The sequence below is a fragment of the Pseudomonas sp. Leaf434 genome, from assembly GCF_001425545.1.
Classification (GTDB): domain Bacteria; phylum Pseudomonadota; class Gammaproteobacteria; order Pseudomonadales; family Pseudomonadaceae; genus Aquipseudomonas; species Aquipseudomonas siliginis.
In genome coordinates this window covers 1,511,265-1,527,508 of sequence record NZ_LMQZ01000001.1, presented here as the reverse complement: position 1 = coordinate 1,527,508, position 16,244 = coordinate 1,511,265, and the positions used below count along the sequence as shown (strand labels likewise).

15 protein-coding genes and 1 pseudogene are annotated in these 16,244 nt (G+C 60.4%); 12 read left to right on the top strand and 4 right to left on the bottom strand.

The window, feature by feature from the left end:
- Window positions 1–33: 33 nt before the first annotated feature.
- Window positions 34–1,272, top strand: a complete 1,239-nt coding sequence (locus ASG55_RS06750) for a nucleoside permease (protein WP_056784755.1) — start codon at window positions 34–36, stop codon at window positions 1,270–1,272.
- Window positions 1,273–1,351: 79 nt separating this feature from the next.
- Here the strand turns inward: ASG55_RS06750 and ASG55_RS06745 are convergent, their stop codons facing one another.
- Window positions 1,352–1,648 (bottom strand): hypothetical protein, encoded by a 297-nt coding sequence (locus tag ASG55_RS06745; RefSeq protein ID WP_056784752.1) that lies wholly within the window; start codon window positions 1,646–1,648, stop codon window positions 1,352–1,354.
- A gap of 1,033 nt (window positions 1,649–2,681) precedes the next feature.
- Between ASG55_RS06745 and ASG55_RS06740 the strand changes: the two genes are divergently transcribed.
- Window positions 2,682–3,518: an AraC family transcriptional regulator gene (locus tag ASG55_RS06740; RefSeq protein WP_056784749.1), complete on the top strand. Its 837-nt coding sequence runs from the start codon at window positions 2,682–2,684 to the stop codon at window positions 3,516–3,518.
- 54 nt (window positions 3,519–3,572) lie between these two features.
- Window positions 3,573–4,169: a LysE family translocator gene (locus ASG55_RS06735; RefSeq protein ID WP_056784746.1), complete on the top strand. Its 597-nt coding sequence runs from the start codon at window positions 3,573–3,575 to the stop codon at window positions 4,167–4,169.
- Here the strand turns inward: ASG55_RS06735 and ASG55_RS06730 are convergent.
- Window positions 4,166–4,936 carry an AraC family transcriptional regulator gene (locus ASG55_RS06730; RefSeq protein WP_056786795.1) on the bottom strand — a complete coding sequence of 257 codons (771 nt, stop codon included), beginning with the start codon at window positions 4,934–4,936 and terminating at the stop codon, window positions 4,166–4,168. The two genes, ASG55_RS06735 and ASG55_RS06730, sit on opposite strands and share 4 nt — an antisense overlap.
- Window positions 4,937–5,157: 221 nt before the next feature.
- Here ASG55_RS06730 and ASG55_RS06725 point away from each other — a divergent pair, with 221 nt between their 5' ends.
- The 5 genes from ASG55_RS06725 to ASG55_RS06705 all read left to right on the top strand — a co-directional run bounded on the left by ASG55_RS06725 (window position 5,158) and on the right by ASG55_RS06705 (window position 11,633).
- Window positions 5,158–6,783 carry an APC family permease gene (locus ASG55_RS06725; protein WP_056784744.1) on the top strand — a complete coding sequence of 542 codons (1,626 nt, stop codon included), beginning with the start codon at window positions 5,158–5,160 and terminating at the stop codon, window positions 6,781–6,783.
- Between the two features lie 22 nt (window positions 6,784–6,805).
- Window positions 6,806–7,732 (top strand): 4-hydroxyproline epimerase, encoded by a 927-nt coding sequence (locus tag ASG55_RS06720; protein ID WP_056784741.1) that lies wholly within the window; start codon window positions 6,806–6,808, stop codon window positions 7,730–7,732.
- A 54-nt stretch (window positions 7,733–7,786) separates the two neighbouring features.
- Window positions 7,787–8,734: a dihydrodipicolinate synthase family protein gene (locus tag ASG55_RS06715; protein WP_056784739.1), complete on the top strand. Its 948-nt coding sequence runs from the start codon at window positions 7,787–7,789 to the stop codon at window positions 8,732–8,734.
- Between the two features lie 63 nt (window positions 8,735–8,797).
- Window positions 8,798–10,390 carry an aldehyde dehydrogenase (NADP(+)) gene (locus tag ASG55_RS06710; RefSeq protein WP_056784738.1) on the top strand — a complete coding sequence of 531 codons (1,593 nt, stop codon included), beginning with the start codon at window positions 8,798–8,800 and terminating at the stop codon, window positions 10,388–10,390.
- Window positions 10,380–11,633 (top strand): NAD(P)/FAD-dependent oxidoreductase, encoded by a 1,254-nt coding sequence (locus ASG55_RS06705; protein ID WP_056784735.1) that lies wholly within the window; start codon window positions 10,380–10,382, stop codon window positions 11,631–11,633. The genes ASG55_RS06710 and ASG55_RS06705 overlap by 11 nt, the downstream gene beginning before the upstream one ends.
- Here the strand turns inward: ASG55_RS06705 and ASG55_RS06700 are convergent.
- Window positions 11,630–11,839, bottom strand: coding sequence for a DUF2945 domain-containing protein (locus ASG55_RS06700; protein ID WP_041480600.1), 210 nt, complete (start codon window positions 11,837–11,839; stop codon window positions 11,630–11,632). The two genes, ASG55_RS06705 and ASG55_RS06700, sit on opposite strands and share 4 nt — an antisense overlap.
- Window positions 11,840–12,003: 164 nt before the next feature.
- On the opposite strand from ASG55_RS06700, the gene ASG55_RS06695 reads away from it, so the two are divergent.
- The 3 genes from ASG55_RS06695 (at window position 12,004) to ASG55_RS06685 (ending at window position 14,257) form a co-directional block, all read left to right on the top strand.
- Window positions 12,004–12,231, top strand: a complete 228-nt coding sequence (locus tag ASG55_RS06695) for a hypothetical protein (RefSeq protein WP_056784730.1) — start codon at window positions 12,004–12,006, stop codon at window positions 12,229–12,231.
- Window positions 12,232–12,379: 148 nt separating this feature from the next.
- On the top strand, window positions 12,380–13,429 hold the full coding sequence (locus ASG55_RS06690; RefSeq protein WP_056784726.1) for an NAD(P)-dependent alcohol dehydrogenase: 1,050 nt from the start codon (window positions 12,380–12,382) through the stop codon (window positions 13,427–13,429).
- Between the two features lie 129 nt (window positions 13,430–13,558).
- On the top strand, window positions 13,559–14,257 hold the full coding sequence (locus ASG55_RS06685; protein WP_305382682.1) for a tRNA (adenine(22)-N(1))-methyltransferase: 699 nt from the start codon (window positions 13,559–13,561) through the stop codon (window positions 14,255–14,257).
- 190 nt (window positions 14,258–14,447) lie between these two features.
- Here the strand turns inward: ASG55_RS06685 and ycaC are convergent.
- A pseudogene (gene ycaC / locus ASG55_RS06680) lies at window positions 14,448–15,062 on the bottom strand (isochorismate family cysteine hydrolase YcaC); the annotation flags it as partial.
- A 379-nt stretch (window positions 15,063–15,441) separates the two neighbouring features.
- On the opposite strand from ycaC, the gene ASG55_RS06675 reads away from it, so the two are divergent.
- Window positions 15,442–16,152, top strand: coding sequence for an SDR family NAD(P)-dependent oxidoreductase (locus tag ASG55_RS06675; protein WP_016774234.1), 711 nt, complete (start codon window positions 15,442–15,444; stop codon window positions 16,150–16,152).
- Window positions 16,153–16,244: the final 92 nt, after the last annotated feature.

Sequence of the window (16,244 nt, the reverse complement as noted above, 5' to 3'; positions counted from 1 at the left end):
GTTACCGACATAAAAACAATACGGTGATCTGAAATGAACGTAATGAATGCGCGACTTAGCGTGATGATGTTTTTGCAGTTCTTTATCTGGGGCGGATGGTTCGTCACCCTCGGCACTTTTCTGGCGACAACGCTCGCTGCCAGCGGCGGCCAGGTCGGCATGGCCTTCGCCACGCAATCCTGGGGTGCGATTCTGGCGCCGTTTGTCATTGGCTTGATTGCCGACCGGTGTTTCAATGCCGAACGCATTCTGGCGGCGCTCCATCTGCTGGGCGCGGTGCTGCTCTATCAGCTCTATCGCGCGGCAGACTTCAGCGCGTTTTATCCCTATGTGCTCGCCTACATGATGGTCTACATGCCGACATTGGCGCTGGTCAACGCCGTTGCGTTCCGCCAGATCAAAGACCCGGCGCTGGAGTTCTCGCGCATTCGCGTATGGGGCACAGTGGGCTGGATTGTCGCCGGCGTGGTGATCAGCTTCGTGTTCGCCTGGGACTCGCAACAAAGCATCGCGGCGGGAAGCTTGCGCAATACGTTCCTGATGTCCGCCGTCGCATCACTGCTGTTGGGGCTTTACAGCTTCAGTCTACCGAACACTGCGCCGCTGAAAAGCGCAGCGGGCTCATCAAGCCTCAAGCAGATGCTCGGCGTCGATGCGTGGGGTTTGCTCAAGGATCGCAGCTATCTGGTGTTCTTCCTCGCCTCGATCCTGATCTGCATTCCGCTGGCCTTCTATTACCAGAATGCCAACCCGTTTCTCGCGGAGATCGGCGTGACCAACCCGACAGCGAAGATGGCCATCGGTCAGGTCTCGGAAGTGCTGTTCATGTTGCTGTTGCCGCTGTTCATCCATCGTTTCGGCATCAAGATCGCCCTGCTGGTCGGCATGGCTGCCTGGGCGTTGCGTTACGTGCTGTTTGCCTTCGGCAATAACGACGATCAGGCATTCATGCTGCTGATCGGCATTGCCCTGCACGGCGTGTGCTATGACTTCTTCTTCGTGTCCGGGCAGATCTACACCGATGCAAAAGCACCGGAACGCTTCCGCAGTTCGGCGCAAGGTCTGATCACCTTGGCCACGTACGGGTTGGGCATGTTGATTGGCTTCTGGATTGCGGGACGGATTACTGACCACTTCACTTCGAGTGCGGGCCATGACTGGAGAAGTATCTGGCTATTTCCAGCCGGTTTTTCCGTGGCGGTGCTGCTGTGTTTCTGGGCGACGTTCAAGGGCCGCGATCGGGACAAGGCTGTGTTGCCGAGTGCGGTTTAGAGCAGAGTTCTGATGCATGAACAGAACGAATGCCGCCTGTGGTTGAGGCGGCATTCGCTATCGATGCTCATGGTTGCGCTCAAGCGGTGCGACGTTCGAGCAGACGGTCAGCGCCACCTTCGGCGACCCGATTGCCTTGCAGATGATCGGAACCGTCAGAGGCTACTGCATCGCTGAACAGTGGATCGGTTTCGGTGGCGGCAACTGCGTCGCTGAATAGCGGGTCGGTTTCGGTGGCGGCTACTGCGTCGCTGAACAAGCGGTCCGTTTGAGTGGAGGCGATCGCGTCGCTGAACAGTGGGTCGGTTTCGGTGGCGGCGAAGGCATTCAGTGCAAAAACCGAGAAAGCGATACCGAGGATAGTCTGGCGTTTCATGATGATGTGCTCCGAGGTGCAGTGGTTGGGTATGGAGCCGATCTTACGCTGCACCGTGGATATGAGAACTTCATTGACTTAATGGTTGTTATTGACGCAATCAATGATGAGTTGAGTAAAAGCAGCTGCTTACCTAACCGTTAAGCTGGTGCTTACGCGTCCAGACGAAACGCCCTACAAAGTCTAAAGCACAAAACTGACAAATCGTATTTCTGACAGCTTTACGCAAGCAAAAAAAGACCCGAATCGATCGAAACCGAAACGGGTCTTTCCCACTCAGACGACCCTTATTTCAAGTCGTCAAAGTGATCTCGCAGGAACTCGTAAAAGCGCAAAGCTTTCAACAATCTCCATACAAGGCTCAGCGTACGCAGCAAAAGCTTCATACGTTTTGGCCTCCAGGGCTGGCGGCCAAACCTCCAGCAAACTTACCGGACCATGCGTGCCTTCAGCCTACATGCTGGTGTGGCTAGTGAGGCGGCCGGTTGAAATCCCTCCGAGACAACATTCCGGCGCAGGTGCGAATCCGCGTCAGAGGGCGTGAAACCTTTTGCGCCCCCAGCCAAACCTCACTGCTCTACCAACAAGATGAGCGCAGGCATCTTAACGCAGAAATCAGAAGAGAAAACCCGAGTAACCAAGGTTATCCTGCGGCTACGCCTGAACCTTTGTAAAATCGTATTTCTGACAATGTTTATTGACAGATCCGATTTCAGTTGCATGCGCTGGAAGCTCCGGAAAAAACCTCCCACATCACGCTAAACCTACGTTGCACTGACGGGAGAAAATCAATACCATGCGCGGACATGTTGGTGTGGCTAGTGAAGCACATGGCCTCGGCTCCAAACCGAGGATTGAAAAACCGCCCCGCGAAGGCGGTTTTTTTTCGTCTGTGTTTTCTGGTCCCCCTCCCATCCAAGGCACATTGCCTGACTCGATCCCCCTGCGCCCCTGCACAAATCTTCTAAACACTCTTCTCCCCCACGCGGTATTTTAGAAACGCCCCTGCTCAACCGCCCTATGGAATCGTCCCATGGACAAACGCAACTGGATCTCTCTCTCCCAGGATGTCGATACCGGGATCGAGTCGATTCGTGCGCATTTCCGTGGGCATGCCTACGATCCGCACTGGCATGACAGCTTTCTCGTCGGCGTTACCGAGCAAGGCGTCCAGCAATTCAACTGTCGCCGGGTGCGTCATCGCAGTACGCCGGGGCATGTGTTTCTGCTCGAGCCGGGAGAAATCCACGATGGCCATGCGCCGACCGAGGACGGCTTTACCTATTCGATGCTGTATCTGGATCCGCACTGGCTGGAGCGCGAACTGCACGCGCTGTTCGAAGAGGCGCCCGCCGACAGTCAGCCAGGCTTTGCCGACACCCTGAGCCACGATCCGCGCCTGTCGACTGCGATCGTGCAAGCCTTCCACGCGTTACATGACGGCGATCTGCGCATCGTCCGGCAGACTGCGCTGGATGGCCTGCTGGCGTCCCTCACCCGCCACCTCGACTGGCGCAAGCGTCAGCACTTCGATCCGCGCCTGCCACTGGTTGCCCAGGTTGCGCGGGACTATCTGCATGCCCACACCTATGAAGACATCGGCCTCGACGACCTAGCGCAAGCCTGTGGCGTTGATCGCTTTCGCCTGACACGCGCGTTCAAGGCGGCGTTCGGTCTGGCACCGCACGCTTACCTGATCCAGTTGCGCCTGGCCAAGGCGCGGCAATTGCTCGCGCGCGGCGAGACGCCAGCGCAGGTGGCCAGCGTGCTCGGTTTTGCCGATCAGAGTCATCTCGGTCGCTGGTTCCGCCGCGCCTACCAACTGACCCCGGCGGACTACCGCAGACGCTGCTCAAATCTTCCAGACTGAGGCCTTCGCGCTGACGATCATGGTGTCCTGTTTCGACATTCAGGAATTTGCACCATGGCGTCTTTACTGCCCTTTCTGCTGTTTGCTTTCGTTGCCTCGATCACCCCGGGGCCGACCAATATTCTGGTGCTGAGCCACAGTTCCCGGCGCGGATTGATTGCCACATTGCCGATCATTTTTGGCGCCTGTGCGGCGGCGGCGCTGATTGTGCTGGTGGTCGGGCTCGGTGCTGGCGAAACCCTGTTGCGCTTTCCGCGCGTGCAACAAGCGATGGCGTGGGGCGGTGTGCTCTGGCTGAGTTGGCTGGCGTGGCAGATCTTTCGCAGCCCGCCGCCATCGCTGGACCCGAATGCCGCGCAGGAACAAGGCTTGAGCGTCTTCGGCGCGGCGCTACTGCAACTGGTCAACCCGAAGGTGTGGATGATGGCTGTGGCGGTGGTCAGCGTATTCGTTGGCGGCGGCGACAAGACGCTACGCCTGCTGGTGTTGTCGCTGGCATTTCTGCTGGTGTCACTGCCGTGCATGACGCTCTGGGCGCTGCTCGGCGTTGGCAGCGCGCGGTTGCTCAGCACACCGCAAGCGTTCAAGCGAATGAACGCGGCACTGGCCCTTCTTCTGCTGCTCTCGGCCTGGCTGGCCGTGTTGGTCTAATGCCCGGTGGCTTGCCGGTATTCGCGTGGTGTAAACCCGGTCGAGGCCTTGAACTGACGGGTGAAAGCGCTGTGATCGGTGTAGCCGCATTGCAGCGCAACCTCGGTAATCGGCAAGTCGCTGTGCAGCAATCGATGCGCGTGTTCCAGGCGGACTTTCTGAATCATCTGCCGTGGTGTCAGGTGGAAAACGCGTTTGCAATAGCGCTCCAGTTGCGCCACGGATATCCCGGCGATCCGCGTCAGTTCACCCAGCGTCACCCGCCGGTTGAAATTGCCGCGAATGTATTCATCGACCGCCGCCAGACGCTCGAACGCCGGGTGGGTTTCGCTGGCTGATTGCAGATCCACCGAAATCCCCACCAGGCCGATGATCGTCCCGTCACGGTTGTAGATCGGCCGCTTGTGGGTCAGGCACCAGCCCGGCTCGCGACTGCCATACAGGTGCAGTTCGAGCTGATCCTCCAGCACAAATCCTTCCTCCAGCACCTTGCGATCCTGCTCGGTATAACCCGGGCCCAACTGCGCCGGGAACACCTGCGCACTGGTTTTGCCGAGCAACGGGCGCAGGTGCTTCAAGCCACAGCGCTGCACCAGCGTACGGTTGGCCAGCACATAGCGCGCTTGCAGATCCTTGATGAAGATCGCCGCATTGGGGATCACATCGAGTATCGGCAACAGCTGCGCGGCACCGGCGACCATCTCTTCGAGGGTCTGCGCACGCAAGCCGTCAGTGCCCTGGCACAGGATCGAAAACGCTGACTGCATCAAACACTTCCCCTCGAGCTGAACCACCGCAAATATCACTCGCCAGCAGATTGCAGCAACGTCGCGGCCCTGTCGAGGCCGCGCATTCACCGGCGCCATTGTGCTGAATTCGTCATCGATCCCGGCATAAAACATCAATCGCCGCCACTGCCGGGCGGTGCAAAGTCTGCTCGTCCCCGTGACACAACTGCCTATCCAATAACTCACAAGAAGGCGATGCCATGTCAGGCCAAGGCAAGTTCAAAAAACAGCTTTCATTGATCGACCTCACCTTTATCGGACTCGGCGCGATCTTCGGCTCCGGCTGGTTGTTCGCCGCCAGCCATGTCTCGGCGATTGCCGGTCCGGCGGGGATTTTCTCCTGGTTGCTGGGCGGTTTCGCCGTGTTGCTGCTGGGCATCGTCTACTGCGAACTGGGCGCGGCATTGCCCCGTGCCGGCGGCGTGGTGCGCTACCCGGTTTATTCCCACGGCCCGCTGCTCGGCTACCTGATGGGCTTCATTACGCTGATTGCGTTTTCCAGTCTGGTGGCGATCGAAGTGGTCGCCTCGCGCCAATACGCGGCGGCGTGGTTTCCCGGCCTGACCAAGGCTGGCAGTGGCGATCCGACGATCCTCGGCTGGCTGGTCCAGTTCGGCCTGCTCTGCGTGTTTTTCCTGCTCAACTACCGCAGCGTGAAGACCTTCGCCAAGGCCAACAATCTGGTCAGCGTGTTCAAATTCATCGTGCCGCTGCTGGTCATCGCGGTGCTGTTCACCTTCTTCAGACCGGAGAACTTCCAGGTTCAGGGATTCGCTCCATTCGGCCTGTCCGGCGTGGAGATGGCGGTCTCCGCCGGCGGGATCATCTTTGCCTATCTGGGCCTGACGCCGATCATTTCCGTCGCCAGCGAAGTGAAGAATCCACAGCGCACCATTCCCATCGCGCTGATTCTTTCGGTACTGCTGTCGACCTTGATTTACGTGCTGCTGCAAATGGCTTTTCTCGGCAGCATCCCGACGGAAATGCTCGCCAACGGCTGGGCCGGTATCAGCAAGGAATTCGCCCTGCCCTATCGCGACATCGCCCTGGCGCTCGGTGTCGGCTGGCTGGCGTATCTGGTGGTTGCCGATGCGGTCATTTCGCCGAGCGGCTGCGGCAACATCTACATGAACGCCACGCCGCGAGTGATCTACGGCTGGGCGCAGACCGGCACCTTCTTCAAGGTCTTCACCCACATCGATGAAAAGTCCGGCATCCCGCGTCCGGCGCTGTGGCTGACTTTCGCCCTGTCGGTGTTCTGGACCTTGCCGTTTCCATCGTGGGAAGCGCTGATCAACGTGGTCTCCGCCGCGCTGGTGTTGAGCTATGCGGTGGCGCCGGTGTCGGTTGCGGCGTTGCGGCGCAATGCGCCGGACATGCCGCGCCCGTTCCGGGTCAGGAGCATGGGCCTGCTCGGGCCGGTGTCGTTCATCATCGCCGCGCTGATCGTTTACTGGTCGGGCTGGAACACCGTGTCGTGGCTGCTCGGCCTGCAGATCCTGATGTTTGTCATCTACCTGTTCTGTGGCCGCTTTGTGCCCACCGCCCATCTGAGTCTGGCGCGTCAGGTACGTTCATCGGCGTGGCTGATCGCCTTCTACGCGGTGACCATCGTGCTGTCGAAACTCGGCACCTTCGGTGGCCTGGGCATCCTCGCCCATCCGTTCGACACGATCGTCGTCGCCGCTTGCGCCACCGGCATTTACTACTGGGGTGCAGCAACCGGCGTGCCTGCCCATCTGCTGCGCCTGGACGACGAGGACGAAGAAAGCGAAAGCCCTGCGCCCTCGTCCACCGTCAACGCCCGCCCTGCCGGCGCCTACTGAAATCATCCAACGGGATCTCTTCATGAAACGAGTACACGTCATTGATTCCCACACCGGCGGCGAACCGACACGGCTGGTGATGAGCGGCTTTCCCGAGCTGTCCGGCAACAGCATGGTCGAGAAACGCGATGCCTTGCGCAACCAGCATGACCAGTGGCGGCGCGCCTGTCTGCTCGAGCCACGCGGCAACGATGTGCTGGTCGGCGCGCTGTATTGCCCGCCGGTCTCGCCTGATGCCACCTGCGGAGTGATCTTCTTTAACAACGCCGGCTACCTGGGCATGTGCGGCCACGGCACCATTGGCCTGATCAATTCGTTGCAGCATCTGGGGAAAATCCAGCCGGGCGTGCACAAGATCGACACACCGGTGGGGCAAGTCAGCGCGACGCTGCACGACGATGGCTCGGTCACTCTGGGCAACGTGCCCGCTTACCGTTATCGCAAACAGGTACCAGTGGACGTGCCCGGTTTTGGTCGCGTAGTCGGTGATATCGCCTACGGCGGCAACTGGTTTTTTCTGGTTTCCGAGCATGGCCAGACCCTGACCATGGACAACGTCGAACACCTGACGGCGTACACCTGGGCGATGCTCAAGGCGCTGGAAGATCAGGGCATCTTCGGCGAAGACAGTGCGGTCATCGACCACATCGAATTGTTCGCCGATGACGATCAGGCCGACAGCCGCAACTTCGTCATGTGCCCCGGCAAAGCCTATGACCGCTCACCGTGCGGCACCGGCACCAGCGCCAAACTTGCCTGCCTGGCAGCCGACGACAAGCTGCAACCGGGCGCACCGTGGATCCAGGCGAGCATCACCGGCAGCCAGTTCGAAGGCCGCTTCGAATGGGAAGGTGAACGCATTCGCCCGTTCATCACCGGCCGCGCCTACATGACCGCCGACAGCACCTTGCTGATCGACGACAGCGACCCGTTCGCGTGGGGCATCTGAGCCGCCACGCCGATTTTTCACTTCGAATCAAACGAAATGCCAAGGAGTTGAACCATGAGCGACAACATCTTCACCGGTTGCATGCCGGCCCTGATGACCCCGTGCACCGCCCAGCGCAAACCGGACTTCGATGCGCTGGTGAGCAAGGGGCGCGAGCTGATTGATATCGGCATGAGCGCCGTGGTCTATTGCGGCTCGATGGGCGACTGGCCGCTGCTGACTGAAGCCGAGCGTCAGGAAGGTGTGGCGCGCCTGGTCGCCGCCGGGGTGCCGACCATCGTCGGCACTGGTGCGGTGAATACCCGTGAAGCGGTTTCCCACGCAGCGCATGCGGCGAAAGTCGGCGCGCAAGGCTTGATGGTCATTCCGCGCGTGCTGTCCCGTGGTGCTTCGGCGACGGCGCAAAAGGCCCACTTCGCTGCCATCCTGCAAGCCGCACCGAACTTGCCGGCGGTGATTTACAACAGCCCTTACTACGGCTTCGCCACCCGCGCCGATCTGTTTTTCGAACTGCGTCGCGAATACCCGAACCTGATCGGCTTCAAGGAATTTGGTGGGGGCGCAGACCTGCGCTACGCGGCTGAGAACATCACCTCCAAGGACGATGACGTGACCCTGATGGTCGGTGTCGACACGCAAGTGGTGCACGGTTTCGTCAACTGCAACGCTACCGGCGCCATCACCGGTATCGGCAACGCCCTTCCTCGCGAAGTGCTGCAACTGGTCGCGCTGAGCAAGCAGGCCGCGCAAGGCGATGCCAAGGCCCGACGTCAGGCGCGGGAGCTGGAATCGGCATTGGCAGTGCTGTCATCGTTCGACGAAGGCTGTGATCTGGTGCTGTATTACAAGCACTTGATGGTGCTCAACGGCGACAAGGAATACACCCTGCACTTCAACGAAACCGATGCGCTGAGCGACTCGCAACGGCGCTATGCCGAGAAGCAGTATTCGCTGTTCCGTCACTGGTATGAAAACTGGTCTGCCGAACAGAATTTCGCCTGACCACCACCTGCTGCGAGTCATCACGATTCGCGGCAGGCCTCGCTCATTTCACAGGAAGACACCATGACTCTGACGGGCAACATGCTGATCGGCCAGCAAGCCGTGACCGGTAATCGTCCAGCCTTTCGCGCGATTGATCCGGCGACCAACCAGGCACTTGAACCGCAGTACGCCGGGGCATCAGCCGAACAGGTGGAACAAGCCTGCGCCCTGGCCTGGGCGGCGCTAGACGCGTATTGCGAAACCAGCCTGAGCAGCCGTGCGGCATTTCTCGAAAGCATTGCCGAGCACATCGAAAACCTTGGCGATGAACTGATCGAACGCGCCCACGCCGAAACTGGTCTGCCACCTGCACGCCTTCAAGGCGAGCGTGGCCGCACCTGCTCGCAATTGCGCCTGTTCGCCCGTACGGTGCGCGCGGGTGAATGGCTGGATGTGCGCGTCGACAGTGCGCAACCGCAACGCCAGCCACTGCCGCGCTCCGACCTGCGCCAGCGGCAGATTGCCCTGGGGCCGGTCGCGGTGTTTGGTGCGAGCAACTTTCCCCTGGCATTTTCCGTGGCCGGTGGCGACACCGCTGCGGCATTGGCGGCTGGTTGCCCGGTGATCGTCAAGGCGCACAGCGCGCATCCCGGCACCAGCGAACTGGTCGGCCGCGCAGTCGCGCAAGCGGTCAGGGCCTGCGCTCTGCCCGAAGGCGTGTTTTCCTTATTGTTCGATTCGGGGTACGAAGTCGGCATCGCATTGGTCAGTGATTGGCGCATCAAAGCCGCTGGTTTCACCGGCTCACGGGCTGGTGGACTGGCCTTGATGAAAGCCGCGCAAGTGCGGCCGGAGCCGATTCCGGTGTATGCGGAAATGAGCTCGATCAACCCGGTTTTGCTGTTTCCCGCCGCGCTGGAAAATCGGGCGCAGGCGTTGGCCGAAGGGTTTGTCGCGTCGCTGACACTGGGCGCCGGGCAGTTCTGCACCAACCCGGGATTGCTGATTGCCCGCAAAGGCCCTGCGCTCGACGGGTTTCTCGGCGCGATAGCGGAACTGATCCCGCGCAGCGCGGCGCAAACCATGCTCACGCCCGGCATCTTCGGCGCCTATCAAGCAGGCGTGACCGCTCTGCAAGGCAATCCCCGTGCACGCGCGGTAGCGGTTGGCCAAGTCGGCGGCGCCCCGAATCAGTGTCAGACGCATGTCTTCAGCACCGATGCAGCGGATTTTCTTGCCGATCAAAGCTTGCAAGCCGAGGTCTTCGGCGCGACAGCGCTGATCGTGCAATGCAGCAGTGACGAGGAAATTCGTCAGGTCTGCGAACATCTGGAAGGTCAACTGACCGCGACCTTGCACATGGACGACGCCGACCTTGCACTGGCGCGCGCGTTGTTGCCTACCCTGGAGCGCAAGGCCGGGCGCTTGCTGGTCAATGGCTGGCCGACCGGCGTGGAAGTCTGCGATGCGATGGTGCATGGCGGGCCTTACCCGGCAACCTCGGATGCGCGCAGCACCTCGGTGGGCACTGCGGCGATCCTGCGTTTCCTGCGGCCGGTGTGCTATCAGGATTTCCCCGACAGCCTGCTGCCGACGGCGCTGCAACAGACCAATCCGCTAAACCTTCGGCGCTTGCTCGATGGCCAACGGGAAGCGACACACCATGGCGAATAACCCTTCGCACGACATCGCGGTGGTCGGCGCGGGGATCATCGGCGTCGCTTGCGCACTGCGCCTGGCCCGCCAGGGTTTGCGTGTGGTGGTCATCGATCAGCAGGAACCGGGGCACGGCGCTTCATTCGGCAATGCCGGGCATCTGGCCACCGAGCAGGTGTTTCCGATTGCTGATGTTTCGATCCTCAAGCGCTTGCCAGCCATGCTGATGGACCCGATGGGGCCGCTACGTCTGGACTGGAAATATCTGCCGCGCGCCATGCCGTGGTTCACCCGGTTATTGCTGAATCTGCGGCCTGAGCCTTTTCAGAAAACCGTCGCTGGCTTGCGCGCGCTCAACGAAAGCAGCCTCGACGCGTGGCAGCGCTTGCTCAGCGATATCCAGCGCACCGATCTGCTCAAGGTTGACGGCTCGTTACTGGTCTTCGAAAAACCTGAATCCCGTCAGGCCATCGAAGCCTTGCAGGCACGACTGCATCAGCAGCAGGTGCCGGTGGACTATTGGCAAGCGGGGGCGATCCGCGAAACGGCGCCGCAGCTCAGCGAGCAAATTCAGGGCGGACTGTTTTTCCCGCGAACCGGGCATTTCCTTGACCCTTATCGCGTGGTGCGTGCGCTGGTCGAGTCGGCTCGCAGCAGCGGCGTGAGTTTTCTCAAACAGCAGGTTCAGGGCGGCTACGTGCAGGAAAACGGTGTCTTGTTGATGACCGGCAATGGCGGCGTAACGGCCAGCCGCTTGTTACTGGCCTGCGGTGCGCATTCGGCGAAACTCACCGCCGCGCTGACTGGCAAGCAAGTACCGTTGGACACCGAACGTGGCTATCACCTGATGCTGCCCAACGAGCATGATCGCCTGCCCTTCCCCGTCACCTCGCTGGAACGCAAATTCATCATGACGCCGATGCGCGATGGGCTGCGCCTGGCCGGCACGGTCGAATTCGCCGGATTGGAGCGGCCAGCGAACATGGCGCGCGCCTGGCAGTTGCAGCGCCTGAGCCAAGGCCTGTTTCGCAAGGACCTGAACGCTGATGGCGCCACACCGTGGATGGGCTTTCGCCCGTCGCTGCCGGATTCGCTGCCAGTGATTGATCAGGTTTGCGCCGGCAAGGTCTTGCTTGCCTTCGGTCATCAGCATCTGGGCCTGACGCAGGCGGCGGTGACGGCGGAATTGATCGGGCAGATGGTCTCAGGCGCCGCTCTCGCGTTGCCAAATGTCGATGCCTACCGACTGGCACGTTTCTAAGCGTGCTTCAGCGCGTCGCCGTGATGCATGGCCAAGTGGCCGGTCTTGTCGCTCTTGACCTCGTATTGCGGCGCGTCTTTCGAGGCTGGCCGGTGGCGGCCCATGAACTCGGTGTCGCGGGTGTGCACCTTGACCACTTTGCCGTCGATCTCGCCGGCCTCGGAATTCCAGCGCACCGCATCGCCGACTTTGAATGAGCTGCTCATCATTGCGTCCTCGCCTCTGGCTGTTGGTTTATGGAGCCGCGCGCGTCGGAGAAATTCCGCTTTTTTGCGAGGCGACCGAAGGCAGACAAAAAAATCGAACGGCGAAAATCACCCGCACCTCCAATCTGCACAAGCCGTAGAAAACGGCCATGACGAGGTGTGAGATGAATAACGATCAAGGCAAGCAAGGTGACGATCCGCTCCCAACCACGCCCGACCCGCTGAGTCCGGGGCGTACCGAGGTCGATCCGATGAAGGAACGCGGCATCGACGAACTGCCCGACAACGAAGGCGAAATCCCGCTGGACGATGACAGTACCGGGCTGGATCCGGAGCGCGTACGTCAGGAAACCGATAACGCCGAAATGGACGATCAGCCCAATCCGCGTTGAGCCTGAACAGGCAGCCGTCGCCATACGGCTGCCTGTCGGTTGCGCAATCAACAGCAGAATCAGGCAAGCATTTCACAGAAATGCACTACTTCGCGCTCCGACCCAGGCGCAACAATAGGCGTCCGACAACCCCATGGAGGATGCTCACATGCTCGTACAAGCCTACGGCGCCCACGCTGGCGACAAACCTCTTGAGCCCATGCAGATCAACCGCCGCGCCCCGGCGGCGCACGACGTACAGATCGATATCGCCTTCTGCGGCATCTGCCATTCCGACCTGCATCAGGTGCGCGCGGAATGGGCCGGCACGCAATTCCCTTGCGTCCCGGGCCACGAAATCGTCGGCCGCGTCTCGGCGGTCGGCGATCACGTCAAGGACTACAAGGTCGGCGATCTGGTCGGTGTCGGCTGCATCGTCGACAGCTGCCAGCACTGCGATGACTGCGAGTCCGGTCTGGAAAACTACTGTGACGGCATGATCGGCACCTACAACTTCCCGACCCCGGACGCACCGGGCTGGACCCTCGGCGGTTACTCGCAAAACATCGTCGTGCACGAGCGCTATGTGTTGCGCATCCGTCATCCCGAGGCGCAACTGGCCGCCGTCGCGCCGCTGCTCTGCGCCGGCATTACCACCTACTCGCCGCTGCGCCAGTGGCACGCTGGCCCCGGCAAGAAAGTCGGCGTGGTCGGCATCGGTGGCCTGGGCCACATGGGCATCAAACTGGCCCACGCCATGGGCGCCCATGTCGTCGCATTCACCACTTCCGAATCCAAGCGTGAAGCGGCCAAGGCACTGGGCGCGGACGAAGTGGTGGTGTCGCGCAATGCCGAGGAAATGGCGGCACACACCAAGAGCTTCGACTTCATCCTCAATACCGTCGCAGCGCCGCACGATCTCGACGCCTTCCTCGTCCTGCTCAAGCGCGACGGCGCGTTGACCCTGGTCGGCGCGCCCGCCTCGCCGCATCCGTCGCCAAACGTGTTCAACCTGATCACCAAGCGGCGCACCATTGCCGGCTCAATGATCGGCGGCATCCCTGAAACCCAGGAAATGCTGGATTTCTGCGCCGAGCACGGCATCGTCTCCGACATCGAGTTGATCCGCGCCGATCAGATCAACGAGTCCTACGAGCGCATGCTCAAGGGCGACGTGAAATACCGCTTCGTCATCGACAACGCAACGCTCGCCGGCTAAGCGCAATCCCCCATCGGCAGCGCAATGCTGCCGATGGTTCGAGTAATTCCATCGCGTAATTGACAGCGCCAGCGTTGCTCGCCAGAGTCGCACCCCTTTTTTCCACCGCAGGGTGAACAGGGGTTTGCGTTGAACCAACAGACATTGTCCATGCGTCTTGAGCGCGTCGCCGCCCATGTGCCGCTCGGCGCGAGACTGGCCGATATCGGCTCCGATCATGCTTACCTGCCGGTGGCCTTGCTGCGCCGGGGCCTGATAACAGCAGCGGTCGCTGGCGAGGTCGCGTTGACGCCGTTCCACGCGGCGCAACGCACTGTCAATGACAACGACCTGCTCGGCCAGATCAGCGTGCGCCTGGCCGATGGTCTGGCGGCAATCAAACCTGACGACGCCATCAGCGCCATCACCCTGTGCGGCATGGGTGGCGAAACCATTCGCGATATTTTCGACAGTGGTAAAGCCCATCTCAGCGGCCACGAACGATTGATCCTGCAGCCCAACGGCGGCGAGCAAGCGCTGCGCCAGTGGTTGATGGATAACAGTTACCGGATCGTTTGCGAAGAAGTGCTGCACGAAAACCGTTTCGACTATGAAATCATCGTTGCCGAGCCAGCCATTGAACCGCTTACTTACAACGCCAGGGAACTGTTTTTCGGACCGCTGCATCTGCAGGCGCGCGGCTCGGCATTTCTGCACAAATGGCAACGCAGGCTCAAGCAGCGGCAAAAGACGTTGGGGCAGTTTACGAGAGCGCAACAGACGTTGCCGGAGGACAAAATTCTTGCGCTGAAGCAAGAGATGCAGTGGATCAGTGAATTGCTCGGGTGACTGTGCCGCCGTCTTCGCGAGCAGGCTCGCTCCCACAGGAAATTGCATTTCTCCTGAGCGAACACAGTCAACTGTGGGAGCGAGCCTGCTCGCGAAAGCGGTGGGTCAAGCTACAGAGCAACCAAGTTGGCCGCAGCCGTCGGAAAAAAAAGCCTGCTGTTAAAAGCAGGCTTTTTCGTGGGTGGTGAACTTACTTCTGCTGCGTCAGCGCCGAGTAGCTGTTCATCAGGTTGCGGTAGTTGGGAATGCGCTGCGACAGCAGGTTACCCAGACCTTCGATGTCGTTGCGCCAGTCGCGGTGCAGCTCGCAGGCTACAGAGAACCAGTTCATCATCTGCGCGCCAGCCTGAGTCATGCGGCTCCACGCGGCTTGCTGCACGGTCGTGTTGAAGGTGCCGGACGCATCAGTCACTACGAACACATCAAAACCTTCCGCCAGCGCCGACAGGGTCGGGAACGCTACACACACATCCGTTACCACACCGGCAATGATGATCTGCTTGCGCCCGGTGGCCTTGATCGCCTTGACGAAATCTTCGTTGTCCCAAGCGTTGATCTGACCTGGGCGAGCGATGTACGGCGCGTCCGGGAACATTTCCTTCAACTCCGGTACCAGCGGGCCGTTCGGGCCTTGTTCGAAGCTGGTAGTGAGGATGGTTGGCAGGTCGAAGAACTTGGCCAGATCCGCCAGCGCCAGCACGTTGTTCTTGAACTCGTTCGGCGAGAAGTCCTGCACCAGCGAGATCAGACCGGTCTGGTGGTCAACCAGCAGCACGATAGCGTCGTCTTTGTTCAGGCGGTTGTANTTGAACTCGTTCGGCGAGAAGTCCTGCACCAGCGAGATCAGACCGGTCTGGTGGTCAACCAGCAGCACGATAGCGTCGTCTTTGTTCAGGCGGTTGTAAGTTGGAGTGGTCATGGTGTGCGTCCCTTTTCAAGTTTGAAGTTTTGTTGTTGCGTTCAAGTTGGGTACAGATTACTGACGCACAGCAAAGGGATAAATCGGCTGAAAAGCGTTTCACCGTCCACTCAAACGGGACAATCATTCGAGACCCGCTCTGATTAGATACACCACAGTACAAATGATGTACCTCAGCCCCCATTTATCAACTCGGCACAACTTCCTAAAGTCTCCTCCAACAGCCACCCGCCATCCTGACGGGCCAGCGACAGAGGAAATCATCATGAGCACATCGAAAAAAGTAGTTGTCATCACCGGCGCCTCGCAAGGCATTGGTGCAGGTCTGGTCGAAGGCTTTCGCGCCCTTGGCCATCAAGTGGTCGCAACCTCGCGCTCGATCAAAGAGTCGAGTGACCCGGATGTGCTGACCGTTGCCGGCGACATTGCCGATCCGCAAACCGCCGAGCGCGTGATTCGCGCCGCCGTCGCCCGCTTCGGTCGCGTCGATACGCTGGTCAACAATGCCGGGATCTTTCTGGCCAAGCCGTTCACCGCTTACAGCCAGGCGGACTATGCCCAGGTCGTGGCGACCAACATGAGCGGCTTCTTCTACATCTCGCAACTGGCCATCGCCGAGATGGAAAAACACGGCAGCGGCCACGTCGTCAGCGTCACCACCAGCCTGGTCGATCATGCAATCGACGGCGTGCCTTCGGTTTTGGCGTCGCTGACCAAGGGTGGCATCAACGCCGCGACCAAATCCCTGGCGATCGAGTACGCCAAGCGCGGCATCCGGGTCAACGCGGTATCGCCGGGCATCATCAAAACGCCGATGCACGCTGAGGAAACCCATCAGGCGCTGGGCAGCCTGCACCCGGTCGGCCACATGGGTGAAATCGACGACATCGTGCAAGCGATCCTCTACCTCGACGGGGCGAATTTCGTCACTGGCGAGATCCTGCATGTCGACGGTGGCCAGAGCGCCGGCCATTGATCGAAACCCTGCAACGCCGCCGGTGGATACCGGCGGCGTCGTTGGTTGTGGTACACAGAGGATGAACGTCCGTCGATCCTCGGTGCGAGCCA

Coding starts and splice junctions, on each gene's coding strand:
- ASG55_RS06750 (WP_056784755.1), top strand. CDS start 34: ATGAACGTAATGAATGCGCGACTTAGCGTGATGATGTTTTTGCAGTTC.
- ASG55_RS06745 (WP_056784752.1), bottom strand. CDS start 1,648: ATGAAACGCCAGACTATCCTCGGTATCGCTTTCTCGGTTTTTGCACTG.
- ASG55_RS06740 (WP_056784749.1), top strand. CDS start 2,682: ATGGACAAACGCAACTGGATCTCTCTCTCCCAGGATGTCGATACCGGG.
- ASG55_RS06735 (WP_056784746.1), top strand. CDS start 3,573: ATGGCGTCTTTACTGCCCTTTCTGCTGTTTGCTTTCGTTGCCTCGATC.
- ASG55_RS06730 (WP_056786795.1), bottom strand. CDS start 4,936: ATGCAGTCAGCGTTTTCGATCCTGTGCCAGGGCACTGACGGCTTGCGT.
- ASG55_RS06725 (WP_056784744.1), top strand. CDS start 5,158: ATGTCAGGCCAAGGCAAGTTCAAAAAACAGCTTTCATTGATCGACCTC.
- ASG55_RS06720 (WP_056784741.1), top strand. CDS start 6,806: ATGAAACGAGTACACGTCATTGATTCCCACACCGGCGGCGAACCGACA.
- ASG55_RS06715 (WP_056784739.1), top strand. CDS start 7,787: ATGAGCGACAACATCTTCACCGGTTGCATGCCGGCCCTGATGACCCCG.
- ASG55_RS06710 (WP_056784738.1), top strand. CDS start 8,798: ATGACTCTGACGGGCAACATGCTGATCGGCCAGCAAGCCGTGACCGGT.
- ASG55_RS06705 (WP_056784735.1), top strand. CDS start 10,380: ATGGCGAATAACCCTTCGCACGACATCGCGGTGGTCGGCGCGGGGATC.
- ASG55_RS06700 (WP_041480600.1), bottom strand. CDS start 11,839: ATGAGCAGCTCATTCAAAGTCGGCGATGCGGTGCGCTGGAATTCCGAG.
- ASG55_RS06695 (WP_056784730.1), top strand. CDS start 12,004: ATGAATAACGATCAAGGCAAGCAAGGTGACGATCCGCTCCCAACCACG.
- ASG55_RS06690 (WP_056784726.1), top strand. CDS start 12,380: ATGCTCGTACAAGCCTACGGCGCCCACGCTGGCGACAAACCTCTTGAG.
- ASG55_RS06675 (WP_016774234.1), top strand. CDS start 15,442: ATGAGCACATCGAAAAAAGTAGTTGTCATCACCGGCGCCTCGCAAGGC.